This is a genomic window from Prauserella sp. PE36, assembly GCF_003311655.1.
Classification (GTDB): domain Bacteria; phylum Actinomycetota; class Actinomycetes; order Mycobacteriales; family Pseudonocardiaceae; genus Prauserella_A; species Prauserella_A endophytica.
Map to the genome: position 1 here is coordinate 1 of NZ_QEQT01000063.1, position 23,325 is coordinate 23,325.

Here is a 23,325-nt window from a genome sequence, read left to right on the forward strand (position 1 = left end):
CCGGTTGGGTGGTGGTGGGAGACGGGCGGGCGCAGGCATGGTGGCCTTCACTGCGGTCAGCGGGGAGGTGCCTGGAGGCGGACGAGCATCTTGCCCGTGTTGGCCCCGGCGAGCAGGTCGAGGAACGCCTGCGGGGCGTTGCGGATGCCGTCCACGACGGTCTCGGAGTACTTGAGCCTGCCGTCCGTGACCATCGGGGCGACCTCGGCGAGGAACTCCGGACGCAGGTGCTGGTGATCGCCCACCAGCATGCCGCGCATGGTGAACCGCTTCGCGATGATCTGGGAAAGGTTGCGCGGCGCCGGGGTCGGCTCGGTGGCGTTGTACTGCGAGATCATGCCGCACACCACGATCCGGCCGTGCAGGTTCAGCGAGTCGATCGCGGCTTCCAGGTGCTCGCCGCCGACGTTGTCGAAGTACACGTCGATGCCGTCGGGAGCCGCCTTGGCGAGCTGGTCCGTCACCGGCGCGTCCTTGTAGTTGAACGCCGCGTCGAAGCCCAGCTCCTCGGTCAGCCAGCGCACCTTCTCCGCCGAGCCCGCGCTGCCGATCACGCGCTTCGCGCCCCTGGCCCTCGCGAGCTGTCCCGCCACGGAACCCACCGCGCCGGCGGCACCGGACACGAACACGGTGTCGCCCTCGCGCAGCCCAGCCACGTCGAACAGGCCCGCGTAGGCCGTGAGCCCGGTCAGCCCGAGCACGCCGAGGTACGCCGTGACGGGTGCGGCGTCCGGGTCGACCTTGGCCGCGTGCTTCGGCTCGAGCACGGCGTGGGTGCGCCAACCGAGGCCGTGCAGCACCGTGTCGCCGGGCGCGAACCCGTCCACATCGGACTCCACGACCTCGCCGAGCGCGCCGCCGTGCATGACCTTGCCGACCTCGTACGGCGGCGCGTAGGACTTGGCCGAGCTCATCCGCCCGCGCATGTACGGGTCGACCGACAGCCACGTGTTACGCACCAGCAGCTGCCCCGGTCCCGGCGCGGGCACGTCGACCTCGGCGAGGTCGAAGTTCTCGAGCGTCGGCGCGCCGTGCGGGCGCGACGCCAGCCGGATCTCGATCGCACTCATGAGCTCTGCCGCACCTCCCGGTCGAGGTTGGCGAGCACCGAGTCGTAGATGCGCTTGAGGCCGCCGGGCGCGAAGGTCTTCTCGAAGAAGCCACCGATCCCGCCCGCGCCCTCCCACGTGGTCTCGATGCGCACGAGACTGCGCGGGCCCGCCTCCCGCACCGTCCACGTCGTGACCATGCTCGAGTTGGCGTCGGTCTCGACGAGCGTGCCCGGCTCCGGCTCGCTGACGGTGGCCGCGACGTCGCGCACCCTCTTGGACGTGGCCTGCAGCTTCCACTTCGCGGTGGTGCCCTCGCCCGTGCCGCCCTCGGTGACCTCGTAGTCGCGGTACTGCTCGGGGAGGATCTTCGGCCTGGTGTCGGAGTAGTCGGCGACGAGCTGGCGCACCTTGTCGGCGGGCGCGTCGATCGTGCGCTCAGCGGTGGCCGTGACCTTGCCCATGGGAATCCCTTCTCGGATCAGTTGGCGAGTCCCTCGATCACCTCGGCGCCGGGCAGCGAGGCCAGCAGCGTGCCGGTGACCAGGAGCTTGCTTCCTCGGATGCCGCTGCCGATCACCAGCTCCGGTGAGTCGGCAACGGCCTTGTCCACCAGGATCGGCCAGCCCTCGGGCAGCCCGATCGGGGTGATGCCGCCGTACTCCATCCCGGTGAGCTCGGTGGCCTCGGCCATCGGCGCGAACGAGGCCTTGCGGACGTCGAGCCTGCGCCGGATGACGTTGTTGACGTCGGCGCGGGTGGTGGCCAGCACCATGGCGGCGGCGTAGCGGGCCTCCCCGCCCCGCTTGCCCGCCACGACGACGCAGTTGGCCGAGGCCGACAGCGGGGAGGAGTAGGCGGCGCAGAACTCGGCGGTGTCGGCGAGGCCGGGGTCGATCTCGGCGAGCCCCACCGGCTCGGAGATCGCGGTGAGTGCCTTGGCGACCGGCTCCGCGACGAGGTCGGTGCGCTGCGCGGCAGGCACCACGGTCAGTGTTCCAGCGATGCTCCAGTTGCTCACGAGAGCAACGGTACTCAGCGTCCCGGCGTCACCAGCTCTGGCCGCCCCGCTGCACCTCGATCAGCTTGGGGCGGACGTCGACGAGGTAGACGAGCGAGGCGACGATTCCCGCCAGCCAGAAGATCATGCCGGCACCGTAGAAGCCGAACAGCAGCATGGCGGCGGTCGACCCGCCGGTGATGGCGAGCCAGACAGGCTTGGTCATGCGGTCGGCCGCGGTGTAGGCGTCCGATCTCTGCAGGAGGGCGTGGGCGAACGCGACCAGGCCAGCCAAGGTCCCGGCCCAGTCGATGACCCAGACGATCCATAGCGCGAGGAGCGGCACCCCACCAGACTACGTCAGCGGCTCAACCCGGCCAGGGCGTGTCCGGTGACCCACGCCTCTCGAGCGGGGACCGGCGTGGTGCCCGGCGAGGCGGAGGGCAGGCGGCACCGGGCGTCCCCGGCCTGCCCGGCAACGCGGCCGGCCCCCACGTCGGGCCTCGCGCGCCAGGCAACGGGCGTTGCCGGAAACGCCAGTGCCCCGGCACCCGCCTGGCGGGTACCGGGGCCCTGCGACGTGCGGTTACTTGGTGTTGTTCTTCGGCGCGGTGCTGCCGCCCGCCGGCTTCTTCGCGGCCGTGCTGGTGGTGCGCCGGGTGGTCGCGGTGCGCGGCGTCGCCTTGGTGGTGGTCTTCGGCGACGCGGGCGAGGCCTCCTCGATCTTGTCGGCCACGTCACTGCTCACCTGCTCGACCTTGGCGGCGGCGTCCTCGACCTTGATCGCGGCCTCCTCACCGGCTTCGCGAGTGCGGCCGGTCACGCGGGAGAGGACCTCGTCGACGCGCTCCCGCACGTCGTGGGAGAGCTCGTCGACCCGGCCCTGCGCGGTCTGCAGAGCCTCCTCCAGCTGCTCCACGTTCTTCTTGACCTGCGGCTGGGCGAGGAACTTCTCCCACGTCTGCTCACCGGACTCGGCGAGCTTGTGGTACAGCTTCAGCGCGGCCTCGGTGTACTCGTCGAGCAGCTTGCGCAGCTCGGCCGGGTCGAGGCGCTCGCGCAGCGTGTCCACGTCGGAGGGCAGCTCCTCGATGTTGCGACGGGCGACCTCGCTGCTCTCGTTCACGCGCTCCTTGGCCTTGCCCACCGCGTCGGTGACGGCCTGGCTGGCGAGCTGGCCCGCGCCCAGCGCGGCCAGCAGGGAGGTCTTGACCTGCTCGAAAGCGGTGTTGAGGATCTTGCGGACGTCCTCGGAACTGGCATTCGCCATCGTGCTCACTCCTTGAGTTCGGGTTCGTTCTCGGTCTCGGCTTGCTCGGCTGCGCTCTGGCTGTTCTGGCTGTTCTGCCTTCGGAACGACTCGTACACGTCCAGCAGCACCTGCTTCTGGCGCTCGGACAGCTCGGCGTCGGCGCGGATCGCGTCCGGCACCGGCCCCCCTGCCGGCAGGTCGAGAATCCCCGCCTGCACGTAGAGCGCCTCCGCCGAGATTCGCAACCCCTTGGCGATCTGCTGCAGGATCTCCGCACTCGGTTTGCGGACCCCGCGTTCGATCTGGCTCAGGTACGGGTTGGAAACGCCCGCCAGCTTCGACAGCTGTCGCAGGGAGATCTTGGCGGTGTTGCGCTGCTGGCGGATGTAGGCGCCGATGTCGCGGCCCAGGTCGGCCACCTTGTCGATCGGCCCTGTCGCACCGTTGCCATCCACCGGTGGTTCTTCGGTCAAGCTCCGTGCCACCTCCTTGCGACACCACCAACGGTACGCGCGAGTGCTAGCTATTGCAAGCACTCTGCTTGCAGCCACTCGATCGTCGCAAGCACTACTCTTACGAGATGAGCTCCGCGGCTCGAGAGCGAAGACGCCTCGCGGAACGGCTCCGCCGCGATGGCGCACTGACCGATCCCTGGTGGATCGACGCTTTCCGCCGGGTGCCCCGGCACGTCTTCCTCCCCCGGTACTTCGTCCCGAAGGGGCCGCTCTGGGCCGCGCTCGACCGCGACGACCCCGGCTGGCTCACCACCGTCTACTCCGACAGCGTGCTCGTGACCCAGCTCGACGACGACCCCGAGCGCTGGACTGTCGCCCGCCGCGAGGGCCCGGTGACCGGCACGCCGACGTCGTCGTCGAGCATGCCCGCGATCATGGCCGTGATGCTGGAGGAGCTGCGGGTACGCGACGGCGACCGCGTGCTCGAGATCGGCACCGGCACCGGGTACAACGCCGCACTGCTGTGCCACCGCCTCGGAGACGCGAATGTGTCCACAGTGGACATCGACCCGGCACTGTCGCTCGCCGCGAAGGCCGCGCTCGCCGCGATCGGCTACGCACCGGAGTGCGAGGTCGCCGACGGTGAGAAGGGGTTCGAACCGGGCGCGCCCTACGACCGCGTGCTCTGCACGTGCTCGGTCTCGCACATCCCGCCCGCGTGGCTTGAGCAGACGCGACCGGGCGGGCTGGTGCTGACCACGCTCAACCGCCCGATCGGCGCGGGGCTGATCCGCCTCGTCGCCGGCGAGGGCGCGACGGGCGAGGGCGAGGTGCTCGCCCGCGACGGCCGCTTCATGCCCATGCGCGCGCACCGGCTCGCCGACAGCACCGCGGTACTGCGCCATCGCGGGCCGCCCTCCGCGAAGGGTGTGACCACGCTGTCGCTGGACACGGTCCTGGACCCGGCGAGCCCGTTCGAGTTCTTCGTGAGCCTCGAACTGCCCGGCGTCACGGCGGCGTTCGACCCGGACGGCGGGGCCACGTGCTTCCTCGTGCACCCCGACGGCTCGTGGGCAGGCCACCGCACGGTCAACGACGAGTTCCTGGTGGAGCAGGGCGGCAGGCGCAGGCTGTGGGACCTCGTCGAGCACGCCTACGAGCGCTGGCGGTCGCTCGGCCGCCCGGCGCGCGAGGAGTTCCGGGTCAGCGTTTCAGGGCAGCGCCAGGAGATCCGCTTCGGCGAGCAGCGCTGGCCACTCGCCTGACCCACGCGGCGACGTGGTCCACGGCGGCTTCCAGCGGGGCGTCGGTGGTGTCGAAGAGTGCCACCGGAGGGGACATCGTCGCCGCCTCGGCGCGCAGCCAGTCGTTGAACTCCAGCATCTCGGCGATGCGCGGCTCGTCCCATTCGCGCCACGCCGGCCTCGCCCGCAGCCGCGCGGTGAGCACCTCGGGCTCGGCCACGAGCGCGAGGTAGTGGATGCCGGAGAAGAACACCCGCTCCGGCAACGGTTCGAACTCGGGCGGCACCACCGTGCCGCACAGCACGACGGGCCGCCCGTTCTGGTGGATCATCGCGGCCATCCGCAGCCACGTGGAGCGGAACAGGGGATGCCCGTCAACGTCGTCGCGGAGGCCGCCGGTCCACAGCACGTCCTGCTCCAGCACAACGGCCTCGCCCGCGAGGCGCCGCGCGAGCGCGGGCCCCACGGTCGACTTGCCGCCGCCACTCGGGCCGGTCAGCGCGAAGAGGGGCAGCCGATGGAACGCCCAGCGGTGCTCGCACCGCAGGCACACCAGCCGCCCCTGCTCCACGGTCGGAACGTCGGCACGGTCGCCGCACCCCGGGCAGATCTTCAGGTCGAGCAAGGTCGTTCGATCAGCCGAAGAGGTTCTCGATGAAGCTGCGCTTGCGGTGGCCCTTCCCGTGGCCGTAACCGTGCCCGCCGTAGGGACGCGGCGAGTCGCGGTAGCCGCCGTGCCCGCCATGACCCCCGTACGGGCGCGGGGAGTCCCGGTAGTGGCCACCGCCGTGGCCGCGGTAACCACGGGGCGAGTCGGCGTAGTGCTTCGTCGGCCCGTGGCCGCCGGAGCCCTGGTACGGCGGCGGCGCACCAGCGGGACCTCCGTAGTAGGCGTTCTCCGCGCTGACGATCTGCTCCAGCTCACCGCGATCGAGGAAGATGCCGCGGCAGCCGTTGCACTGCTCGATGTGGATGCCGCTCTTGTCGACCGTCGTCATGTGGTTCTGGCACTTGGGACAAATCACGGATGACAGATTACGCATATCCGCCTGCCTCGGCGGCGATCCGGCGCAACGCCGCGAGCACGGCCGCGACGGGCGGTTGTCGCGCGCTGCCCGCCCTGACCGCCACGGACACCGTCCGCTCCACGCTCGGCTCGCTGACCTCGCGCAACACGACGTCGGCCGACAGCGACTCGAAGGCCAGCCTCGGCACGAGCGACACCCCGAGCCCGGCCTCCACGAGCGCGAAGATCACGGTGTAGTCGGAGCTGGTGAAGTCGAGCCTCGGCACGAACCCCGCCACGCCGCACGCCCGGCGCAACAGCTCGTGCAGGTCGTCGTCCCGGTCGGCTGCGATCCACGGCTCGTCGGCGAGCCGGGCCAGCGGGAGCGGGCCCTCGCCGTCGTCAAGGCCCGCGGGCAGCGCCGCGAGCAGCGGCTCCCGCAGCAGCGGCACCGTCTCAACGCCCGGGTCGCGCAGCTTCGGCAGGAGGCTGTAGCCGTAGACGAGCGCGAGGTCGACGTGGCCCGCCTTGACGGCGGCGACGGCCTCCGGCATCGGCAGCTCGGTGAGCCGGACCCGGAGGTCGGGGTGCTCGGCGCGGCAGCGCGCGATCGCTCCGGGCACGAGCGCCCTGGCCGCGGTGGGAAACGCCGCCAGCCGCAGCACCCCGCTGACGCTGGAGGCCAGTTCGGCGACGCCAGCCCTCGCCGCCTCCAGCCCGGCGAGGATGCCCTCGGTGTGCTCGACGAGCACGCGCGCGGCCTCGGTGAGCACGAGCGTCCGCCCGTCGCGGACGAGCAGCCTGCTGCCGACCTCGCGTTCCAGCAGGGAGAGCTGCTGGGACACCGCCGACGGCGTCAGCGAGCAGGCGCGGGCGGTCGCGGCGATCGTGCCGTGCTGTGAGAGCTCCCTCAGCAGCCGGAGCCTGCGCACGTCGTACAACTCGGCGGGCATGTAGAAAAACTAACTCCGACCCTGAGGAATCGTCACTGGTTCTTACGCCGCGGCGCTCGCATCCTGACGTCGTGATCCCCGAATCCCGAGTCGCCTCACTGCGGGCGCGGATGGCGGAGCACGGCCTCGACGCCGTCGCGCTCGCCAGCCCCGAGCTGATCTACTACCTGACCGGCCTCGACCACCACGGCTACTTCGCGTTCACGCTGCTTGTGGTGCCGAGGGACGGCGATCTCGCGCTCGTGACGCGCGAGATGGAGCGGCCGACCGTGCGCGCCCAGGTGCCGCAGTGCCGCCACGTGACCTTCGGCGACGGCACCGACCCCGCGACCGCGGTGGCGGGCGCGCTCGCGGACGTGCCTGCGGGTGGCCGCATCGCCACCGAGGACGCGGCGATCTTCTTCCCGCCCGCCATCCACGCTCGCGCCCGGCTCGCGCTGCCGGGACGGCGGTGGACCGACGCCACGCCGCTGCTCACGGGCACGATGGCGGTGAAGACGGCCGACGAGGTGGAGCTGGTGCGCGCGGCCGCCGCGATCTCCGACGCCGCGATGGCGGCCGGGACGGCGCGCGCCCGCGAGGGCACCGCCGAGCACGACGTGGCCGCGGCCGTGCACCACGCGCTCTACTCCACCGGAGGGCAGCAGCCTGGCTTCGTCCCCATGATCCGTCCACTGTGGATGCTGGAGCAGGAGCACGTGTCGTGGGGGCCGCGCACGCTCACCCGCGGGACGGGCCTGTTCCTCGAACTGTCGGGGTGCGTCCGGCGTTACCACGCGCCGCTGAGCCGCACGGTCTACGTCGGCGACCCACCCGAGGGCGCGGCCGAGGCGCACGCGGCCGCGCTCGCGGGACTGGAGGCCGCGCGCGCGACGCTCCGGCCGGGAGTGCGCACGGGCGACGTGTACGCGGCCTGGCACGCGGCGGCGGGGGTGACCGTGCCCCGGCACCACTGCGGCTACCTCGTCGGCATCGGGTTCCCGCCGAGCTGGGTCGGTGGTGGCGAGGTGCTCGGCATCCGACCCGGCGGCGACACCCGTGTGCGGGCGGGCATGACGTTCCACCTCATGTCGTGGGTGCCTGGCCATGTCGTCTCCGACACCGCGCTCGTCACGAGCGAGCGCACCGAGTTCCTGACCCGTACCTCCCGCGACCTCACGGTGGTGAGCTGACGATGCGTATCACGGCGATCCGCGCGACCCCGGTGGCCGTGCCGTACCGCGCCGAGGAGATCTGGGCGTTCGGCAGGCGGCGTGGCCAGGTGAGCGTGCTCGTCGAGGTGGAAACCGACGAGGGCGTCACGGGGCTCGGCGAGGCGGCCGCGTACCCGTCGGCGGACATCGTGCTCGCGGTGCTGCGCGGCATCGAGCCGCTCGTGCTCGGCGAGGACCCGTTCGCGGTGGAACGGCTGGTGCGCCGGATCGAACTGGTGGGCACGTGGCACCACGTGAAGGCGACGAGTCCGGCGATCGCGGCGGTGGAGATGGCGTGCTGGGACCTCGCGGGCAAGGTGTGCGGGCAGCCGCTGGTGAACCTGCTGGGCGGACGGTTCCGCGACCGCGTCGAGTGCTTCTACTACGTCGCGCGCCGGGAACCGGAGCAGGTGGCCGCCGAGGCGCGGCTCGCGGTGAAGTCCGGTTTCTCCACCTGCTACCTGAAGGTGGGCTCCGACGACCCGCATGCCGATGTCGAGCGCGTGGAAGCGTTGCGCGACGGCGCGGGACCCGAGGCACGGCTGCGCGTGGACGCCAACGAGGCGTGGGCGCCGGGCACGGCGGTGCGCGTGATCGGCGAGCTGGCGCGGTTCGGGCTCGAGCTCGTGGAGCAGCCCGTGTCGGGACGGAACCTGGCGGAAATGGCCTACGTGCGTAGCCGGATCGACGTGCCGCTGCTCGCGAACGAGGCGAGCTGGACGCGTTTCGACCAGCTCGCGGTGATCAGAGCGGGGGCGGCCGACGCGCTGTCCGTGGACAACCAGCTGGACGGCGGGCTGCTGAACCTCAAACGATCGGCCGGTATCGCGGAGGCCGCCGGGCTGCCGGTGGTCAAGCACAGCCTCGGCGAGCTGGGCGTGGCGCTGGCGGCGGCCGTTCACGCGATCGCGGCGACGCCGAACTTCACCTACGCCAACCAGGCGTACGGGGCGCTGCTGGCCGACGACGTGACGGTGGGCTTCGGCGGCGGGATCGACGGATACGAAGGGGGCCGCGTCCCGGTGCCGACGGCGCCCGGCCTGGGCGTGACCCTCGACGCGGATCGGGTCGCCCGCTACGCGGAGCTGTACCGCGCGGAAGGCGCGAGCTTCGCCTTCACCGACCCCTTGGCGCTGACGCGCTCGCACGCCCTCCCCAAGTTCTGAGAACGCTCCCCAAGGCCACCTTTGTTGCGCCCGCCCGTCTCCCCCCACCGCCCAGACGGAGACGCTGACGCGCCACTGTGTCGATTCCACGCACCAAAGGTGGCCTTGGGCGCAGTGAGGGTCAGCAGGCGCAGAGGCAGAAGGGGTGGCCTGCCGGGTCGGCGTAGACGCGGAACGTCTTCGGCTCGTCGTCGAGCAGCCGGGCGCCGAGGTCCAGCACGCGCTGGTGCTCGGCGTCGATGTCGGGCACGTCGAAGTCGAGGTGCAGCATCTGCGCGCGCTCATTGGACGGCCACGTCGGCGGCCGGTACGCGGGGTCCTCCTGGAAACAGATGTCAGCGCCGCCGTCGGGGTTGACGAGCGTGACCCATCGGTCGCCCGGTTTGTTCTCGTCGTGGATCTTCCAGCCGAGCAGCTCACCGTAGAACCCCGCCAGCCCGTAAGGGTCCGGGCAGTCGAGTGCCACGCAACCGAACTTGACACCTGCACTCATCACTACCTCCTCATAACTTGTCAACGCAGTATGGTGGTTACTTCCCGTCCTGGGCAACCACCGTCGGCAATACACTGGTGACGTGTCCCCTGATGTTTCCCTCGTTCTCGGCTTCCTGAACACCGTTGACGTCGAGCAGGACACCGACGTGCTGCGGACGGAGCCGGACTGGCACGCGTGGGCACGTGAACGGGACCTCCGCCCCGACGCGCTCGCCGACGCGGTGCGTGCCCGGGGCGCCCTCCGCGCCGCGCTCGGCGACCCGGACGCCATGCCCGCGGAGGTCGGCGCACCGGTCGAGGTCACGCTGTCGGCGGCGGGGCCGGAACTGGCAGCCGCCTCGGCCGTGGGCGCGGTGTTCGCCGCCGCGGCGCGCCTTGCCGTTCGAGGCGAGTGGGACCGCCTGAAGATCTGCCCCGCCGATGATTGCCGGTGGGCGTTCTACGACCAGTCGCGCAACCGCTCACGCACGTGGTGCTCGATGAAGGTGTGCGGCAACCGGCAGAAGGCGCGGGCCTTCCGCGAACGCTCCACAGAGCGAGGACCCTGTGGATAACTCGGTGGATAACTTCCCCAACTGTGGATAACCTCCCCCAGCCGGGTGTCCTCGGCCGGGGGATCCCTCTACGGTCGGCGGGCCGCCAGCGCGGGAATCTCCGCGATCTTCTCCTCGGGCAGGTGATCCCACAGGATCCCCGTGCTCCGCTTCCTGCGCGGCGCCCGGATCACCTCGTCCGGCGTCACCACCACGTCCACGCGGAAATCGTGGTCGGTCTCCGGCAGCGGCTCGTCGAGCACCTGCCGCGAGTGCACCGTCGTGGCGATCACCGTGTCGTCGCCGACCAGCCCGGCCTCGACGAGCAGACCGAACTCGATGTCGGAGAACCCGCCGCCCTTGCCGACGCGCACACCCTCGCGGTTCACGGCGACCGTCCCGCACACCACGAGATCCACCCGCCGCATCTCGGGCACCGACACCGGGGAGCCCATCCGCAGCGCACGGTCCTTCGCCGCCGCCCTTCGGGACGACTCGCTCACCTTCGCCGGGTCCAGCAGCACGAACGGGCGCGCGTCCGTCAGCTTCGGCACCGCCATGTAGAGCAGCTTGCCTGCCGCGAGCGCCCGTGAGCGCACCGGCAGCTGCGGGCTGTCCGGGTTGGCCTTCACGACCGAGGCCGTCGCCCACTCGCGCAGCCCCGCCAGCGCGGCGGCCGCCTCGTCGGCGCCCACGAAGTTCGGGATCCGGCCCCGCGCGCCGGGGAACCGCGCGAGCTTCTCGCGTTCCAGCAGCTCCCACACCCGCTGCCGGACCTCCTGCTTCGCGGACTCGACGTCGCCCATGGCGTCAGAACAACATCTGGGCGACCGTGTAGATCAGCAGCCCGGCCAGCGCGCCGACCACCGTGCCGTTGATGCGGATGAACTGCAGGTCGCGCCCCACCTGGAGCTCGACCTTGCGCGACGTCTCGTCGGCGTCCCAGCGCTCGACGGTGTCGGTGATGATCGTGGTGATCTCCTTGGAGTAGTGGGTCACCACGTAAGCCGCGGCGCTCTCCACCCAGCCGTCGACCTTGCCCGCGAGCGCGGGGTCGGACTGCAGCCGCGTACCCAGCGTGAGCAGCCCTTCCCGTACGCGCCTTCGCAGCTCGCTCGACGGGTCCTCGGCCGCGGTGAGCAGCATGTCCTTGGCCGTCGACCACGCGGAGCCGATCAGCTTCTGCACCTCGGGGTGCTGGATCAGCTGCTGCTTCACCTGCTCGGCACGCGCCATCGTCTCGGCGTCCTTCTGCAGGTCCTGCGCGAACTCGCCGAGGAACTTGTCGAGCGCCAGCCGCATCGGGTGGTTGACGTCGGTCTTGACGGCCCACGCGAACGCCAGCACCTCGCCGTAGACCTTGTCGGCGAGCATCTCGTCGACGAACCTCGGCGACCACGACGGCGCGCGGTCGGACACCACGCGCAGCACCGTGGTGTGGTTGGTGCGCACCCACTCGTACGCGCGGTCGCACATGAGGTCGACGAGCCGGTAGTGGGCGCCATCGGTGAGCACCTGCTCCAGCAGCTTGCCCAGCGGCGGGCCCCAGTCACGCTCGACCACCCTGCGCACCACCGCCTGCTCCAGCACGGCCTGCACGTCGTCGTCGCGCAGGATCGTCACCGCGCCGCGCACGATGTTGGACAGCTCGGCGGTGGCGCGCTCGGCGTTCTCCGGCTTGGCGAGCCACTCTCCCGTCCTGCTCGCGATCTCGACCCGGCGCAGCTTGTCGCGAACCACGGTCTCGGAGAGGAAGTTCGAGCCGACGAAATCGCCGAGGCTGTCGCCGAGCACGTCCTTCTTGTTCGGGATGATCGCCGTGTGCGGGATCTTGATCCCCAGCGGATGCCGGAACAGCGCCGTGACGGCGAACCAGTCGGCCAGCGCACCCACCATGCCGGCCTCGGCGGCCGCCCGCACGTAGCCGACCCACGGACCCCAGCCCGCCGACTGCGCCCAGCTCGTGAGCAGGAAGATCACCGTCGCGCCGAGCAGGAACGACAGTGCGACCAGCTTCATCCTGCGCAGACCGCGCCGCTTGCTCTCCTCGCGCGCGAGCCCACCTGGCGGTTGGGCCGGCGCGGTGACGGACCTCGGTTGCTCCACACCCTCATTGTCCGTGAGGATGGGCGATCGTGCGTGAACCGATACTCGTCCCCCGCCTGCAGCCCTTCACCTCGACCATCTTCGCCGAGATGACGGCGCTGGCCGTGCGGACGGGAGCCGTCAACCTCGGCCAGGGCTTCCCCGACACCGACGGCCCCTCGGGCATGCTCGACGCGGCGAGGGACGCGCTGTTCGGCGGCGCCAACCAGTACCCGCCCGGCCCGGGCAGGCCGGAGCTGCGCGCGGCCATCGCGGCGCACCGGACCCGCTACGGCACCCACTACGACCCGGACACCGAGATCCTCGTCACGGCTGGCGCGACCGAGGCCATCGCGGCGAGCCTGCTCGCGCTGACCGAGCCGGGTGACGAGGTGATCGTCATCGAGCCGTACTACGACTCCTACGCCGCCTCGGTCGCCATGGCGGGCGCCACCAGGCGCGTCGTCTCGCTGGTGTCGGCGCAAGGCCGGTTCGCACTCGACACCGACGCGCTGCGCGCCGCCGTCACGCCCGCGACCCGCGCGATACTGGTCAACTCGCCGCACAACCCCACCGGCACCGTGTTCACGCGCGCGGAGCTGTCCGCCATCGCCGAGGTGTGCGTCGAGCACGACCTCGTGGCCATCACCGACGAGGTCTACGAACACCTCGTCTTCGACGACAACGAGCACGTGCCGCTGGCGACCCTGCCGGGCATGCGCGAGCGCACGGTGTCGATCTCCAGCGCGGGCAAGACCTTCAACTGCACGGGCTGGAAGATCGGCTGGGTGTGCGCGACCCCGGAGCTGGTCGCCGCGGTGAAGGCCACCAAGCAGTTCCTCACGTTCGTCTCCGGCGGCCCGCTGCAGCCCGCCGTCGCGTACGCGCTCGAACACGAGCTGGACTGGGTCGAGCAGCTGCGCACGGCACTCGCCGCGAAGCGCGACCGGCTCACGAAGGGCCTGGCCGAGGCCGGTTTCGCGGTGTGGCCGAGCGCGGGCACATACTTCGTGTGCGCCGACGTCCGGCCGCTCGGGTTCACCGACGCCGCCGAGCTGGCCTGGCAACTCCCGGAGCGAGTCGGGGTCGCCGCGGTGCCCGTCAAGGTTTTCACCGACCACCCGGAAGGGTGGAATCACGTGCTCCGCTTCGCGTTCTGTAAGCGCGACGAGGTGCTCGACGAAGCGATCGAACGACTCCATGGGCTCGCGACGATTGGGCCGTCCGGGGTGGATCGAACGCGCACGAGGTGAAACACTCCCCACCGGTGCTAGAAATAGCAGTCCCGGCCTAGGCACGGCCTGGTCAGAGGGGCGCAGGAAGATCAACTGGCAGACGGCGGTGGTTCCGGTGAGGAGATTGGGTGGCGTGCGCGCATCCGAACTCCTTTCGGCTGCCCTGCCGCGCTTCCTGATCGTCGTGGGCGTCGCCGCGGGAGGCTGGCTGCTGACGGCCTTGCTTTCCTCCGCCGCGCTGGCGAGCACCGACGAGCCCTGTGCCCACGGCACCGGCGTGACCAGCGCGGTTTCCGAGGACGAGCCTGCGGAGCCCCGCGAGGAAGCCGAACCGGTGCTGCCGGAGGAGGCGGCCGAGCACGCCGCCACCGCGGACGGGCCGGTGGAACAGGCTCCCGTGCCTGGGCCCGTCGATGGCCCTCCGCCCGCACCGGAGCCTGAGCCCGAGCAGACTTCGCCCCTGGACGCTCAAGTCGAGCCTCCCGCTTCGGTGGCTCCCGAGCCGCGGCAGACCTACACCCCGCAGAACCCGGTCGGCGGGCTACTCGGCACGGTCAACAAGACCGTCAACAACCTCGTCGGCACCGTCACCACCACGGTGCACAACACGGTCGGCACCGTGCCCCAGACGGTGCAGACCACCGTCAACGGCGTCACCGGCGCCCTCAACGGCACGATCGAGGGCATCGCCCCGATCGTCGACGTGCCCGGCACGCTGCCCGAGCTGGGCATCACGCTGCCCGAGGTCGACCTCACGCTGCCCTCGGTGCCCGAGGCCGGCAGCGGCGACGGCGCGGTCATCGCGGTGCCCGCCGATCCGGTTCCCGCGACCGTGCCCGACAGGCCTACCCCGGTGCGTGCGCCCGCGCAGGACCGGCCAGCGACCGCGGCCCCGCAGGCGACCGCGCAGTCCGACGCCACGCTTCTGGCGACCACGCCGGTGCCGTCGTCGGCCGAGTCGAACGCCACCGACGCCCCCGAGGCCGGTGGCGGCGGGGCGCCCGGCGGAGGCGGTCCCCTGAACCCGCTGCCCGCGGGCCCTGTCAGCTTCGCCACCGGCTCCTGCAGCATCGCCGCCCCTCAGGACAACGCCGCGGGCCGGTCGGTCCACGGCATCCTGAGCTGGGCGCCCACCCTGACCCAGCTCCGGCTCATCGGAGCCAGCCGCGATCACGACGCCGACGGCGCTGGCAGGGAAGCCGCCCTGCCCACCACCACCCCGGACTGACCCGGCCCGGTAAACCGGGAGCAGTGCGTCCAAACCAAGATCAACTTCTGGTTGTTCGCCGTTCACCGGTCATGACGACGTTCAGGTAGCAGTCGTTTGCCTAGGGGTTCTTCCGTGCATTCAAGTCTTCCCGCTCGACCGACCGCGCCCGGTCGTGACGGGGCCTGGTCCCGGCGTCGCCCTGCCCCTGCGGCGTCGGGACCCGATCGGGAGCAGCGTCGGGTGTTCCTGTTCACCGCGCCGAACAGGAACAGCCACCCGATGCGCTCCTGAGCCGAGCGGCCCACCCGGCATGGCGAGGGGCGATGCCGGGCAGGGCCCTCGGCACCCGTGCCCGAACAGGGCACGGCCGGAGCCGGTGCGCTGGATGATCGACCGTCCCGTATCCCTGGAGTGACGGCACCCCCGCATCCAGCGCACCGGCTCTCTCTATGTCACCCCGACACTGCAGTGAAGGCCACCTTGACTGCGTTGAACGCAGTGAAGGTGGCCTTCACTGCAGTTGGTGCCACCGCGGCAGGCACCACCGGGGTCAGGTCACCGCACCGGCCGAAGTCTCGATCGCCGGCGCCGCCGAGAGCACCGAGGCCGCCGCGACGCCGAGCCTGCGCACCGCCTCGCGCAGTCGTCCAGGCGGCAGCGAGAACGGCAGCCGCAGCCAGCGTTCGAGTCCGCCGTGCACACCGAATCGGGCGCCCTCCGCAACGAGCACCCCGTGGTTGGCGGCAGCCACGCTCAGCCGCGTGCTCATCGGCTCCGGCAGCCTGCACCACAGCGACAGCCCACCGTCCGGCACGCGGAACGTCCATTCCGGACAGTGCTCCCGCATCGCCGCCACGAGGGCGTCGCGCATCCCGCGGATCTCGGTCCGGCGCGCACGGAGCGCGGGTTCCGGATCGGCGAGCAGCTCCGCGAGCGCCAGCTGTTCCAGCACCGGCGAACCGAGGTCGAGCGTGCACCTGGCGGCGGCCAGGCGGTCGATCAGGTCCTCCTGCGCCCTGATCCAGCCCAGCCGCAGCCCGCCCCAGTACGACTTCGCCGCCGACCCGACGGTGATCGCCCAGTCGCGCGCGAACGCGGCGAGCGGCGGCACCGGTTCCGCGCCGTCGCGCAGGTCGAGTTCGGCCAGGGTCTCGTCGACGACGGCGGGCGTCCTCGCCCTGGCCAGAGCGGCGCCGAGGCGTTCGCGATCCTCGGCGCCGAGCAGGTGACCCGTGGGGTTCTGGAAGTCGACGGCGAGGCAGGCGAGCCGGGGCGCGGCCTGGCGCAGGGCGGCGTCGATGCCGGGCACGTCCCAGCCGTCATGCGGGTCGACGGCCACGGGAACCGACAGCGCGTGCGCGGCGCGGATGGCCCCCGCCGTGTTCGGGTAGCAGGGCTGCTCGAGGAGCACGCGGTCGCCGGGGCCGACCAGCGCGCGCAGCACGAGCGCGAGCGCGTGCTGGGCGCCGTTGGTGATCAGCACCTGCTCCGGGCTCGTCGGCAGGCCGCGCGCGGTGTAACGGTCCGCGATCCGCTCGCGCAGCACCGGCAGGCCACGCACGTGGTAACCGTGGTCGAGCAGCTCCGCCGCGAATACCCCGCGCACGGCGTCGAAGGCCGGCAGAAGCGCGGGCACCGCGGGCGGCGAGGCGTGCGAGAGATCGATGAGGTCGAGCCGGTCGGTGGGGGCGAGCCGCAGGCCACGGCCACCCTGCGGGAACGTGATCCACGAGCCCGCGCCCTGTCTGCTCGCGACGAGCCCGTGCTCGCGGAGCCGATCGAGCGCGGCGCCGACGAGGGTCCTGCTGACGCCGAGCGCGTCGGCCAGCTCCCGCTCCGCGGGCAGCCGGGTGCCCACCGGGAGCCGGCCGTCGAGGACCTGCAGCTCGATCGCGGAGGCCAGGTCGGCGGCGCCGCGCCGGGAGCCGCTCTGCCGCCAATCGCCGAGCGTCGTGGCCAACCGGCCGCCCGATATCCGTCCACCTAGTGGGAACTGACCGTTCATCAGTCCAATTGTTGCCGATTGGCTATGGTCATACCAGCCATTGGTCACAGATATTGGATTGTGTGGCTCAGCTAGAACAGATCGACCTCCGTCCCGTCCCCGTCACCGCCAGCCCCACCCGCAGGCTCACGCAGCTGCTGCTCGGCCTCGCGCTGTACGGCACGAGCATGGCGCTGATGACCAGGGCCGGACTCGGCCTGAACCCTTGGGACGTGCTGCACGAGGGCGTGGTGAACCGGACCGGCCTGACGTTCGGCACGGTCACCGCGCTCGCCTCGGGGGTCGTGCTGCTGCTGTGGATCCCGCTGAAGCAGCGGCCCGGAATCGGCACCGTCGCGAACGTGGTCGTCATCGCCATCACGGTCGACCTGGCCCGGCTGGTGCTGCCCGACCAGCACGCGCTGGGCTGGCAGGTCACGTTCCTGCTGAGCGGCATCGTCCTCAACGGACTCGCGACGGCGGTCTACGTCGGCGCCCGGCTCGGCCCCGGGCCGCGCGACGGGCTCATGACCGGCCTCGCGGCGCGAACGGGCCGCTCGGTGCGCCTCGTCCGCACCCTGATCGAGCTCACGGTTCTCGGCGTCGGCTGGCTGCTCGGCGGCACGGTCGGCCTCGGCACGGTGCTCTATGCGCTGGCCATCGGCCCGCTGGCGCAGCTGTTCCTGCCCTACGTCGTGTGGCGACAGCGCTCAGCGCGGTCATGAGGCCGCGCGCAGCGCGTTCCTGATCGCCTCCGGCGAGAGTCCCTGCCCGGCGAGCACGTCCGCCGCCGGGCCGGGCACCGCGGCCAGCGCCAGCAGGATGTGCTCGCCGCCGATCGCGTTGCCCCGCAACATGATCACCTCACGCAGGGTCCGTTCGAGGACCCGCTTGCCGCTGTCGGAGAACGGGATGTGCCCGCCCGCGCGCCGCCAGCCGCCCGCGAGCGCACCGGGGCCGTGCTCCTGCTCCACTCGCGACACGATCGCGTCGATGTCGATGCCGAGCCCGCCGAGTGCGGCGGCGTCGGACTCGGTCACCCCGCCCCGGCGGCGGACCTCCTGCGCCTGGGCGGCCAGGTCGTCGAGCGCGACGCCGAGCGTGGCGAGCAGCCGGCCGGCCCCGCCGTCGGGGAACCGGGTGAGCGCCACGAGCACGTGCAGCGGGTCGAGCTCCGGCGAACGCAGCGTCTGCGCCTCGCACACGGCCATCTTGACCGCGGCGCGGGCGTCTTTCGTGAACCGCTCGAACATCAGCGTCTCCCGTACTTCTTGTGAACGGCCTGCCTGCTGACCCCCAGCTCGTCGGCGATGTCCTGCCACGACCAGCCGTGCACGCGCGCGCTGCGCACCTGCACGGCCTCGAGCTGCTCCAGCAGCCTTCGCAGCGCGGCCACGGCACGCAGGCCGACCCTGGGGTCGCGGTCACCCGCTCTCGCGGCCAGATCGGTTGCTTCGGTCATATCGTCAATCTAGGTTGACATGCTCGCCGATGTCAACTCTAGTTGACGATTGGCTAGTGTCGATCCCGTGCCCGAGATCGATATCGCCGAGCGGCCGGGCGTCGGCCTCGACGGCAGGCCGAGACCGACCGAGGACCACGTGGTGACCACCGCCAACGCGGTGGTGCTGCTGGACGGCGCCACCGAGTTCCGCGTCGAGCTGCCCAGCGGTGGCTGGTACGCGTCCCGGCTCGCCGAACACCTCCACGCCGGCCTGACGGACGCGCCCGAGGCCGACCTCGGTGACCTGCTCGCCGCCGCGATCTCCGGCGTCGCGAGCGAACACGGGCTGCGGCCGGGTCACTCACCCTCGAGCACGGTCGCCATGCTGCGCTGGACCGCCGAGCGTGTGGACGCGCTCGTGCTCGCCGACAGCCCGATCGTCGCGTTCGGACGGACGGGCACCAGTGTGCTCGCCGACCAGCGCCTCAGCCGCCTGCGCGACGGCGGGCAACTGCGCACCCGCGCCGACGTCAACCGGCTGCGCAACGCGGAGAACGGCTTCTGGGTCGCCGAAGCGGACCCGGCCGCCGCCGAGCACGCGCTCCGCGCGAGCTGGGCGCTCGCCGATGTCGAGACGGTACTGCTCGCCACGGACGGCGTCTCGGTGGGAATCGACGACTACGGTCTCTTCGACTGGCCCGCAGTGCTCCACCTCGCCCGCGAACACGGCGCGCAGGCGGTGCTCGACGCCGTACGCGAGGCCGAGGAGGCTGACCCCGACGGCACCCGCTGGCCGCGCACGAAACGCCACGACGACCAGGCGTTCGCCGTGATCGACTTCACCCCCGATTAGGGGGTGACTCAGGGTCTTCCCCGGATCCGAAGTCGACCAAGTAGGGCCAAGCTTTAGTCATGGCCAACCTGGGGACCAAAACAGCCACCAATGCGGTCGCTCGCACTCGTGTGTGGGCGATCGCGGCCTGGGCGTCCCTCGGCTGGGCGCTGTTCACGCTGACGATCCTGCACCTGGTCAGCTCTTTCGACCCGCTCGCCGACCCGCTGAGCCGCTACGCCTTCAGCGACCACGGCGGCGGCATGCTCGAGGCGAGCCTGCTGTCGTTCGCGGTCGGGGTGATCGCCGTGCGCGGGGCCCTGCTCGCCTCGGGCATCACGTTCCCCCGCACGACGTCTGTGCTCATCTACGCCACGGCGACCGGCCTCGTCGGCGCCGCGCTCTTCCCGGCCACGTTCACGCCCGAGATCGATCCGGTCAGCGGCCGGATTCACCAGTACGCGAGCCTCATCGCGTTCCTGTGCCTGCCCGCGATCGCCTTCTCGCTGCTCGACCGGTTCAAGGAGGTGCCCGGGCTCACCCCCAGCCGAGTGATGCTGGTGCGGTTGCTCTGGATCGGCCTCGCGAGCCTCGGGCTGTTCGGCGTCAGCTACGTCGCGGACGCACTGCCGACCACTCCGGCGATCACCACGATCATGACCCTCCTGCCGGTGGGATTCACCCAGCGGATCGTGTTCGTCGTGGACTTCCTACTGCTCGCGGCCCTGCTCGTGACCGCCATCCGCACCGCGCGACTACAGCAGACGGACGGTCGGTGATATCCTCGTTCGTTCGAACGAACAACGTGGAGCCGCCATGCGACACACCGAGCAGGACATCGCATTCGCGGGCCTCACCGGGCAGGCCACGCTGCTGGCCGAAGGCCGCGTCAGCGCGGTAGAGCTCACCTCGGCGGTGCTCGGTCGCATCGCCGAGACGCAGCCGACGCTCAACGCCTTCCGCCACGTCCGCGCGGCCGAGGCGGGCCGGGAGGCCGAGGCCGCCGACCGCCGCCTCGCCGATGGCGAGCGGGCCCCGCTGCTCGGCGTCCCCGTGGCGATCAAGGACGACACCGACATCGCGGGCCTCCCCACGGCCTTCGGCTGCCGCGGCGACTTCCCCGTTCGCGACGCCGACGCGGAGATCGTCACGCGCCTGCGCCGGGCGGGCGCCGTGATCGTGGGCAAGACCAACACGCCGGAGATCGGCCAGTGGCCGTTCACCGAGGGCGCGGGGTTCGGCGTGACACGCAACCCCTGGGACACCGCCCACACGCCCGGCGGGTCCTCCGGCGGCTCGGCCTCGGCCGTCGCCGCGGGGATCGTCGCGGGTGCGGTCGGCTCGGACGGCGCCGGATCGATCCGCATCCCGGCGGCGTGGACCAACCTCGTCGGCATCAAGGCCACCCGCGGTCTGGTGCCCACCGCACCCGAACCGGAGCTGTTCCACGGCCTGACCGGGCACGGCCCACTGGCGAGGACCGTGGGCGACGCGGCGCTGTTGCTCGATGTCCTCGCCGGCACAGCGAACCGGTTCCGCACCGCGGCGGCGCGCGAACCACGCCCGCTGCGCATCGGTCTCGCGTTGAACGTTCCGTTCACGGCGCTCTACACGCGGCTCGACGAACGCGTCCGCGCCGCGGTCGTCCGGCTCGCGGGCGTGCTCACCGACCTCGGCCACGAGGTGGTCGAAACCGAACCGCGCTACGGGCTGATCGGGCTGGACTTCCTCCCGCGCTCACTCGCGGGCGTCGCCGACTGGGCCGACCGCGTGCCGGATCCCGCACTGCTCGACCCGCGCACGCTCGCCAACCGGCGCACGGGCACCCGTCTGCGGCCGCTGCTCGCCCTCTCGCGGCGGCTGGAACCGCTGTGGAGCAGGCGGGTCGGCAAGGTGTTCTCCGACAGCGAAGGCGTCGACGTGCTGCTCACGCCCACCACCGCCACCCCACCGCCCCGGGCCGACGTGTTCGCCGACCTGCCGAACTGGCGCACCGACCGCGCGATCGTCGCCGCCTGCCCGTTCGCGTGGCCGTGGAACGTGCTCGGCTGGCCCTCTGTGAACGTCCCCGCCGGTCTCACGGCCGGTGGGCTGCCGATGGGCGCCCAGCTCGCCGGGCCTGCCGGCTCGGAGGACCTGCTGATCTCACTGGCCGCGCAGCTGGAAGGCGTCGAGCGCTGGCACGATCGGACACCGTGAACACCAGGGACGCGATCCTGCGCGCCGCACTGCGCGTGATCGGCGAGCAGGGCGTGGCCGGGCTGACCAACCGCCGGATCGTCGCGGAGGCCGGGGTCTCGCTCGGCTCGCTGACCTACCACTTCCCCAGCCAGACCGAACTGCTGCGCGAGGCACTGCTGCTCTTCGTCGAGGACGAGACGGGCAGGCTCGCCGGGCTGGCCGAGGCGCAGCGCGCCGAGGACCTGAGCCTCGCCGACGCCGCCGCGACGGTCGAGCGGGTGCTCGAGGCGATGCCGATGAGCATCGACGAGATCGCGTCGCTGGAGCTGTACCTGCAGGCGGGACGGGATCCGGAGTTGCGCGACGCGACCCGGCGCTGTTTCGCCGCCTACGACGACCTCGCTGTGACGATCCTGCGAGCACTCGGGGTGCCCGGCCCGGAGCGCCTCGCCGGGCCGGTGGTCGCGCTGATCGCAGGCCTGCAGCTGCGCAGGCTCGCCACGGGTGCTCCTCCGGCGACGCCGGCGGGCGATGCGCTGCTGATGCTCATCGGCGGCGATCAGCGCTGACGCCTGGCGTAGTGCGCGCGGGCCTTCGCGCGGTTGCCACAGCGGGCCATCGAGCACCACTGCCGGTTGCGCTTCGGCGACGAGTCGGCGAACCGGCGCCCGCAGTCGGCAGCCGCGCAGACGCGCACGCACGGCGAGCTCGTGACCAGTTCGATCGCGTCGACGGCGAGCGCGGCGAGCGACGCCGCGACCCGCCCGGCGCCGCCCTGAGCGGTGCGGTGAGGCGTTCCGTCGGCGTCGACGCGCAGCGCCGGCGCGGGCGCCGAGGCGGCCACGGAGTTGAGCACGGCCACGTCCGCCCGACCGGGCCGCTCTCCCGCCGATACCGCGCGGGTGACGCGATCGACGGCCTCGCGCAGCTGTCGCGCGGTCGCCAGGTCCGCCGCCGTGGCCCTGCCGCCGTAACCGGCTAGGCCCAGCCATTCGGTGAGCGCGGAGGGCGTGGTGAGCAGTTCCCTGCCGCCCCTGTGCCGATCGCGCAGCGTGTTGACCAGGTGGAGGCAGGGCCTGCCGCCGTCGAACACCCATTCGGCCGTGGTCATCTAACCACCTTAACTGGTTAGAATCAGGCATGGACACCGGGATGGAGCAGGTCAACGGCATCCGAATGCACTACCGACGTGCGGGCTCCGGCCCGCCCGTCGTGCTGCTGCACGGCTGGCCGCAGACGGGTCACTGCTGGCGCAAGGTGGTCGAGCCGCTGGCGCGGGAGCACACGGTGCTGGTGCCGGACCTGCGCGGCTACGGGCTCACCGACAAGCCGCGCGAGGGCTACGACAAACGCACGATGGCCGCCGACGTCGCGGCGCTCATCGATGCGCTGGGCTTCGACCGGGTGAGCGTCGTCGGGCACGACCGGGGCGGCCGGGTCGGTCATCGCTGGGCGCTCGACCGGCCGGAGCAGGTCGAGCGGCTCGCGGTGCTGGACATCATCCCCACCAGGGAGATGTGGCGACGGCTGGACGGCGGAGTCGCGCGCGGTTACTGGCACTGGTTGTTCCACCTGCAACCGGATCTCCCGGAGCGGCTGGCGGGCCAGGACGTCGCCGGGTACCTCGGCTACTTCTTCGAGCGCTGGACCCACCGGCGGGACCGGCTGGAACCGGAGGCGATCGCCGAGTACGTCCGCGCTTTCTCGGCACCGGGCGCGCTGCGGGCGGGTTTCGACGACTACCGGGCCTCGTTTCCCACCGACGCCGAGCACGACGACGCCGACGCGGACGCGGGACGCAGGCTCAGGCTGCCGGTGCTCGCACTGTGGGGAGAGAAGGGCCTGCTCGGCACGTTGCCGAGCGCGGAGATCTGGCGGGAGTACGCCGACAACGTGACCGCCGCGGCCATCGCCGACTGCGGGCACTTCCTGCCCGAGGAGCAGCCCGAGGCGGTGGTGGACCACCTGCGGAAGTTCCTCGCGGCTGAGTGACCCCGATCGTTGTCAC

Annotated in this window: 28 protein-coding genes; 12 read left to right on the plus strand and 16 right to left on the minus strand. The window is 71.8% G+C overall.

Going from position 1 to position 23,325, the window contains the following annotated elements; genetic code table 11:
• Window positions 1–56: 56 nt before the first annotated feature.
• From DI005_RS15615 to DI005_RS15640, 6 genes are all read right to left on the minus strand, one after another.
• The gene (locus tag DI005_RS15615; protein ID WP_113642637.1) at window positions 57–1,070 is read right to left on the minus strand and encodes an NADP-dependent oxidoreductase; all 1,014 of its coding nucleotides are present in this window, start codon (window positions 1,068–1,070) and stop codon (window positions 57–59) included.
• Window positions 1,067–1,513, minus strand: coding sequence for an SRPBCC family protein (locus DI005_RS15620; protein WP_112266393.1), 447 nt, complete (start codon window positions 1,511–1,513; stop codon window positions 1,067–1,069). The genes DI005_RS15615 and DI005_RS15620 overlap by 4 nt, the downstream gene beginning before the upstream one ends.
• Before the next feature lie 17 nt (window positions 1,514–1,530).
• On the minus strand, window positions 1,531–2,070 hold the full coding sequence (locus DI005_RS15625) for a YbaK/EbsC family protein (protein WP_112266391.1): 540 nt from the start codon (window positions 2,068–2,070) through the stop codon (window positions 1,531–1,533).
• A 28-nt stretch (window positions 2,071–2,098) separates the two neighbouring features.
• A complete protein-coding gene (locus tag DI005_RS15630) occupies window positions 2,099–2,395 on the minus strand; it encodes a DUF2516 family protein (protein ID WP_112266389.1) in 297 nt (98 codons plus the stop codon).
• Between the two features lie 240 nt (window positions 2,396–2,635).
• Window positions 2,636–3,319: a hypothetical protein gene (locus DI005_RS15635; protein ID WP_112266387.1), complete on the minus strand. Its 684-nt coding sequence runs from the start codon at window positions 3,317–3,319 to the stop codon at window positions 2,636–2,638.
• A gap of 5 nt (window positions 3,320–3,324) precedes the next feature.
• The gene (locus tag DI005_RS15640) at window positions 3,325–3,774 is read right to left on the minus strand and encodes a helix-turn-helix domain-containing protein (protein WP_112266385.1); all 450 of its coding nucleotides are present in this window, start codon (window positions 3,772–3,774) and stop codon (window positions 3,325–3,327) included.
• A gap of 107 nt (window positions 3,775–3,881) precedes the next feature.
• On the opposite strand from DI005_RS15640, the gene tgmC reads away from it, so the two are divergent.
• On the plus strand, window positions 3,882–5,021 hold the full coding sequence (gene tgmC / locus DI005_RS15645; protein ID WP_113642638.1) for an ATP-grasp peptide maturase system methyltransferase: 1,140 nt from the start codon (window positions 3,882–3,884) through the stop codon (window positions 5,019–5,021).
• On the opposite strand, the gene DI005_RS15650 is transcribed toward tgmC, so the two are convergent.
• The 3 genes from DI005_RS15650 to DI005_RS15660 are packed head-to-tail and all read right to left on the minus strand — an operon-like array spanning window position 4,960 to window position 6,959.
• A complete protein-coding gene (locus DI005_RS15650; RefSeq protein WP_199542827.1) occupies window positions 4,960–5,625 on the minus strand; it encodes an AAA family ATPase in 666 nt (221 codons plus the stop codon). The two genes, tgmC and DI005_RS15650, sit on opposite strands and share 62 nt — an antisense overlap.
• Before the next feature lie 10 nt (window positions 5,626–5,635).
• Window positions 5,636–6,043 carry a zf-TFIIB domain-containing protein gene (locus DI005_RS15655; protein WP_112266379.1) on the minus strand — a complete coding sequence of 136 codons (408 nt, stop codon included), beginning with the start codon at window positions 6,041–6,043 and terminating at the stop codon, window positions 5,636–5,638.
• A complete protein-coding gene (locus tag DI005_RS15660; protein WP_233520155.1) occupies window positions 6,036–6,959 on the minus strand; it encodes a LysR substrate-binding domain-containing protein in 924 nt (307 codons plus the stop codon). Before DI005_RS15660 ends, DI005_RS15655 begins: the two co-directional genes overlap by 8 nt.
• A gap of 71 nt (window positions 6,960–7,030) precedes the next feature.
• Here DI005_RS15660 and DI005_RS15665 point away from each other — a divergent pair, with 71 nt between their 5' ends.
• Both DI005_RS15665 and DI005_RS15670 read left to right on the plus strand, forming a co-directional pair.
• Window positions 7,031–8,131, plus strand: a complete 1,101-nt coding sequence (locus DI005_RS15665; protein ID WP_147263849.1) for a Xaa-Pro peptidase family protein — start codon at window positions 7,031–7,033, stop codon at window positions 8,129–8,131.
• Between the two features lie 2 nt (window positions 8,132–8,133).
• Window positions 8,134–9,318 carry a mandelate racemase/muconate lactonizing enzyme family protein gene (locus DI005_RS15670; RefSeq protein WP_113642641.1) on the plus strand — a complete coding sequence of 395 codons (1,185 nt, stop codon included), beginning with the start codon at window positions 8,134–8,136 and terminating at the stop codon, window positions 9,316–9,318.
• Between the two features lie 121 nt (window positions 9,319–9,439).
• Here DI005_RS15670 and DI005_RS15675 read toward each other — a convergent pair whose 3' ends face one another.
• Window positions 9,440–9,811 carry a VOC family protein gene (locus DI005_RS15675; protein ID WP_112266373.1) on the minus strand — a complete coding sequence of 124 codons (372 nt, stop codon included), beginning with the start codon at window positions 9,809–9,811 and terminating at the stop codon, window positions 9,440–9,442.
• 82 nt (window positions 9,812–9,893) lie between these two features.
• Here DI005_RS15675 and DI005_RS15680 point away from each other — a divergent pair, with 82 nt between their 5' ends.
• Window positions 9,894–10,367: a CGNR zinc finger domain-containing protein gene (locus DI005_RS15680; protein ID WP_112266371.1), complete on the plus strand. Its 474-nt coding sequence runs from the start codon at window positions 9,894–9,896 to the stop codon at window positions 10,365–10,367.
• Window positions 10,368–10,435: 68 nt separating this feature from the next.
• Here DI005_RS15680 and DI005_RS15685 read toward each other — a convergent pair whose 3' ends face one another.
• Together DI005_RS15685 and DI005_RS15690 are read right to left on the minus strand one after the other, a co-directional pair.
• Window positions 10,436–11,152 (minus strand): 5-formyltetrahydrofolate cyclo-ligase, encoded by a 717-nt coding sequence (locus DI005_RS15685; RefSeq protein WP_113642642.1) that lies wholly within the window; start codon window positions 11,150–11,152, stop codon window positions 10,436–10,438.
• Window positions 11,153–11,156: 4 nt separating this feature from the next.
• The gene (locus DI005_RS15690) at window positions 11,157–12,452 is read right to left on the minus strand and encodes a DUF445 domain-containing protein (protein ID WP_112266367.1); all 1,296 of its coding nucleotides are present in this window, start codon (window positions 12,450–12,452) and stop codon (window positions 11,157–11,159) included.
• 29 nt (window positions 12,453–12,481) lie between these two features.
• Here DI005_RS15690 and DI005_RS15695 point away from each other — a divergent pair, with 29 nt between their 5' ends.
• Window positions 12,482–13,684 carry a pyridoxal phosphate-dependent aminotransferase gene (locus DI005_RS15695; protein ID WP_113642643.1) on the plus strand — a complete coding sequence of 401 codons (1,203 nt, stop codon included), beginning with the start codon at window positions 12,482–12,484 and terminating at the stop codon, window positions 13,682–13,684.
• 115 nt (window positions 13,685–13,799) lie between these two features.
• A complete protein-coding gene (locus DI005_RS15700) occupies window positions 13,800–14,894 on the plus strand; it encodes a hypothetical protein (protein WP_113642644.1) in 1,095 nt (364 codons plus the stop codon).
• 532 nt (window positions 14,895–15,426) lie between these two features.
• On the opposite strand, the gene DI005_RS15705 is transcribed toward DI005_RS15700, so the two are convergent.
• Entirely contained in the window at window positions 15,427–16,881 is a 1,455-nt protein-coding gene (locus DI005_RS15705) for a PLP-dependent aminotransferase family protein (protein ID WP_199542830.1), read from the minus strand.
• 62 nt (window positions 16,882–16,943) lie between these two features.
• Here DI005_RS15705 and DI005_RS15710 point away from each other — a divergent pair, with 62 nt between their 5' ends.
• A complete protein-coding gene (locus tag DI005_RS15710; RefSeq protein ID WP_112266359.1) occupies window positions 16,944–17,585 on the plus strand; it encodes a YitT family protein in 642 nt (213 codons plus the stop codon).
• On the opposite strand, the gene DI005_RS15715 is transcribed toward DI005_RS15710, so the two are convergent.
• Entirely contained in the window at window positions 17,580–18,113 is a 534-nt protein-coding gene (locus tag DI005_RS15715; protein WP_113642645.1) for a Clp protease N-terminal domain-containing protein, read from the minus strand. The two genes, DI005_RS15710 and DI005_RS15715, sit on opposite strands and share 6 nt — an antisense overlap.
• Window positions 18,113–18,322, minus strand: a complete 210-nt coding sequence (locus tag DI005_RS15720) for an HTH domain-containing protein (protein WP_110334589.1) — start codon at window positions 18,320–18,322, stop codon at window positions 18,113–18,115. The genes DI005_RS15715 and DI005_RS15720 overlap by 1 nt, the downstream gene beginning before the upstream one ends.
• 67 nt (window positions 18,323–18,389) lie before the next feature.
• On the opposite strand from DI005_RS15720, the gene DI005_RS15725 reads away from it, so the two are divergent.
• From DI005_RS15725 to DI005_RS15740, 4 genes are read left to right on the plus strand one after another with little or no spacing between them, the layout of a single operon-like run.
• A complete protein-coding gene (locus DI005_RS15725; protein ID WP_113642646.1) occupies window positions 18,390–19,157 on the plus strand; it encodes a hypothetical protein in 768 nt (255 codons plus the stop codon).
• Window positions 19,158–19,216: 59 nt separating this feature from the next.
• Window positions 19,217–19,915: a DUF998 domain-containing protein gene (locus DI005_RS15730; protein ID WP_112266353.1), complete on the plus strand. Its 699-nt coding sequence runs from the start codon at window positions 19,217–19,219 to the stop codon at window positions 19,913–19,915.
• Window positions 19,916–19,952: 37 nt separating this feature from the next.
• Entirely contained in the window at window positions 19,953–21,335 is a 1,383-nt protein-coding gene (locus tag DI005_RS15735; RefSeq protein WP_112266351.1) for an amidase, read from the plus strand.
• Entirely contained in the window at window positions 21,332–21,886 is a 555-nt protein-coding gene (locus tag DI005_RS15740) for a TetR/AcrR family transcriptional regulator (protein ID WP_112266349.1), read from the plus strand. Before DI005_RS15735 ends, DI005_RS15740 begins: the two co-directional genes overlap by 4 nt.
• Here the strand turns inward: DI005_RS15740 and DI005_RS15745 are convergent.
• Window positions 21,877–22,428: an ABATE domain-containing protein gene (locus tag DI005_RS15745; RefSeq protein WP_113642647.1), complete on the minus strand. Its 552-nt coding sequence runs from the start codon at window positions 22,426–22,428 to the stop codon at window positions 21,877–21,879. The two genes, DI005_RS15740 and DI005_RS15745, sit on opposite strands and share 10 nt — an antisense overlap.
• A gap of 29 nt (window positions 22,429–22,457) precedes the next feature.
• On the opposite strand from DI005_RS15745, the gene DI005_RS15750 reads away from it, so the two are divergent.
• A complete protein-coding gene (locus tag DI005_RS15750; protein WP_113642648.1) occupies window positions 22,458–23,309 on the plus strand; it encodes an alpha/beta fold hydrolase in 852 nt (283 codons plus the stop codon).
• Window positions 23,310–23,325: the final 16 nt, after the last annotated feature.

Bases quoted from the DNA above. Each gene is read 5' to 3' on its own strand.
- DI005_RS15705 (WP_199542830.1), bottom strand. From the start codon at position 16,881: ATGAACGGTCAGTTCCCACTAGGTGGACGGATATCGGGCGGCCGGTTG.
- DI005_RS15655 (WP_112266379.1), bottom strand. From the start codon at position 6,043: ATGCGTAATCTGTCATCCGTGATTTGTCCCAAGTGCCAGAACCACATG.
- DI005_RS15750 (WP_113642648.1), top strand. From the start codon at position 22,458: ATGGACACCGGGATGGAGCAGGTCAACGGCATCCGAATGCACTACCGA.
- DI005_RS15660 (WP_233520155.1), bottom strand. From the start codon at position 6,959: ATGCCCGCCGAGTTGTACGACGTGCGCAGGCTCCGGCTGCTGAGGGAG.
- DI005_RS15735 (WP_112266351.1), top strand. From the start codon at position 19,953: ATGCGACACACCGAGCAGGACATCGCATTCGCGGGCCTCACCGGGCAG.
- tgmC (WP_113642638.1), top strand. From the start codon at position 3,882: ATGAGCTCCGCGGCTCGAGAGCGAAGACGCCTCGCGGAACGGCTCCGC.
- DI005_RS15635 (WP_112266387.1), bottom strand. From the start codon at position 3,319: ATGGCGAATGCCAGTTCCGAGGACGTCCGCAAGATCCTCAACACCGCT.
- DI005_RS15675 (WP_112266373.1), bottom strand. From the start codon at position 9,811: ATGAGTGCAGGTGTCAAGTTCGGTTGCGTGGCACTCGACTGCCCGGAC.
- DI005_RS15615 (WP_113642637.1), bottom strand. From the start codon at position 1,070: ATGAGTGCGATCGAGATCCGGCTGGCGTCGCGCCCGCACGGCGCGCCG.
- DI005_RS15670 (WP_113642641.1), top strand. From the start codon at position 8,134: ATGCGTATCACGGCGATCCGCGCGACCCCGGTGGCCGTGCCGTACCGC.
- DI005_RS15620 (WP_112266393.1), bottom strand. From the start codon at position 1,513: ATGGGCAAGGTCACGGCCACCGCTGAGCGCACGATCGACGCGCCCGCC.
- DI005_RS15720 (WP_110334589.1), bottom strand. From the start codon at position 18,322: ATGACCGAAGCAACCGATCTGGCCGCGAGAGCGGGTGACCGCGACCCC.
- DI005_RS15685 (WP_113642642.1), bottom strand. From the start codon at position 11,152: ATGGGCGACGTCGAGTCCGCGAAGCAGGAGGTCCGGCAGCGGGTGTGG.
- DI005_RS15715 (WP_113642645.1), bottom strand. From the start codon at position 18,113: ATGTTCGAGCGGTTCACGAAAGACGCCCGCGCCGCGGTCAAGATGGCC.
- DI005_RS15730 (WP_112266353.1), top strand. From the start codon at position 19,217: ATGGCCAACCTGGGGACCAAAACAGCCACCAATGCGGTCGCTCGCACT.
- DI005_RS15745 (WP_113642647.1), bottom strand. From the start codon at position 22,428: ATGACCACGGCCGAATGGGTGTTCGACGGCGGCAGGCCCTGCCTCCAC.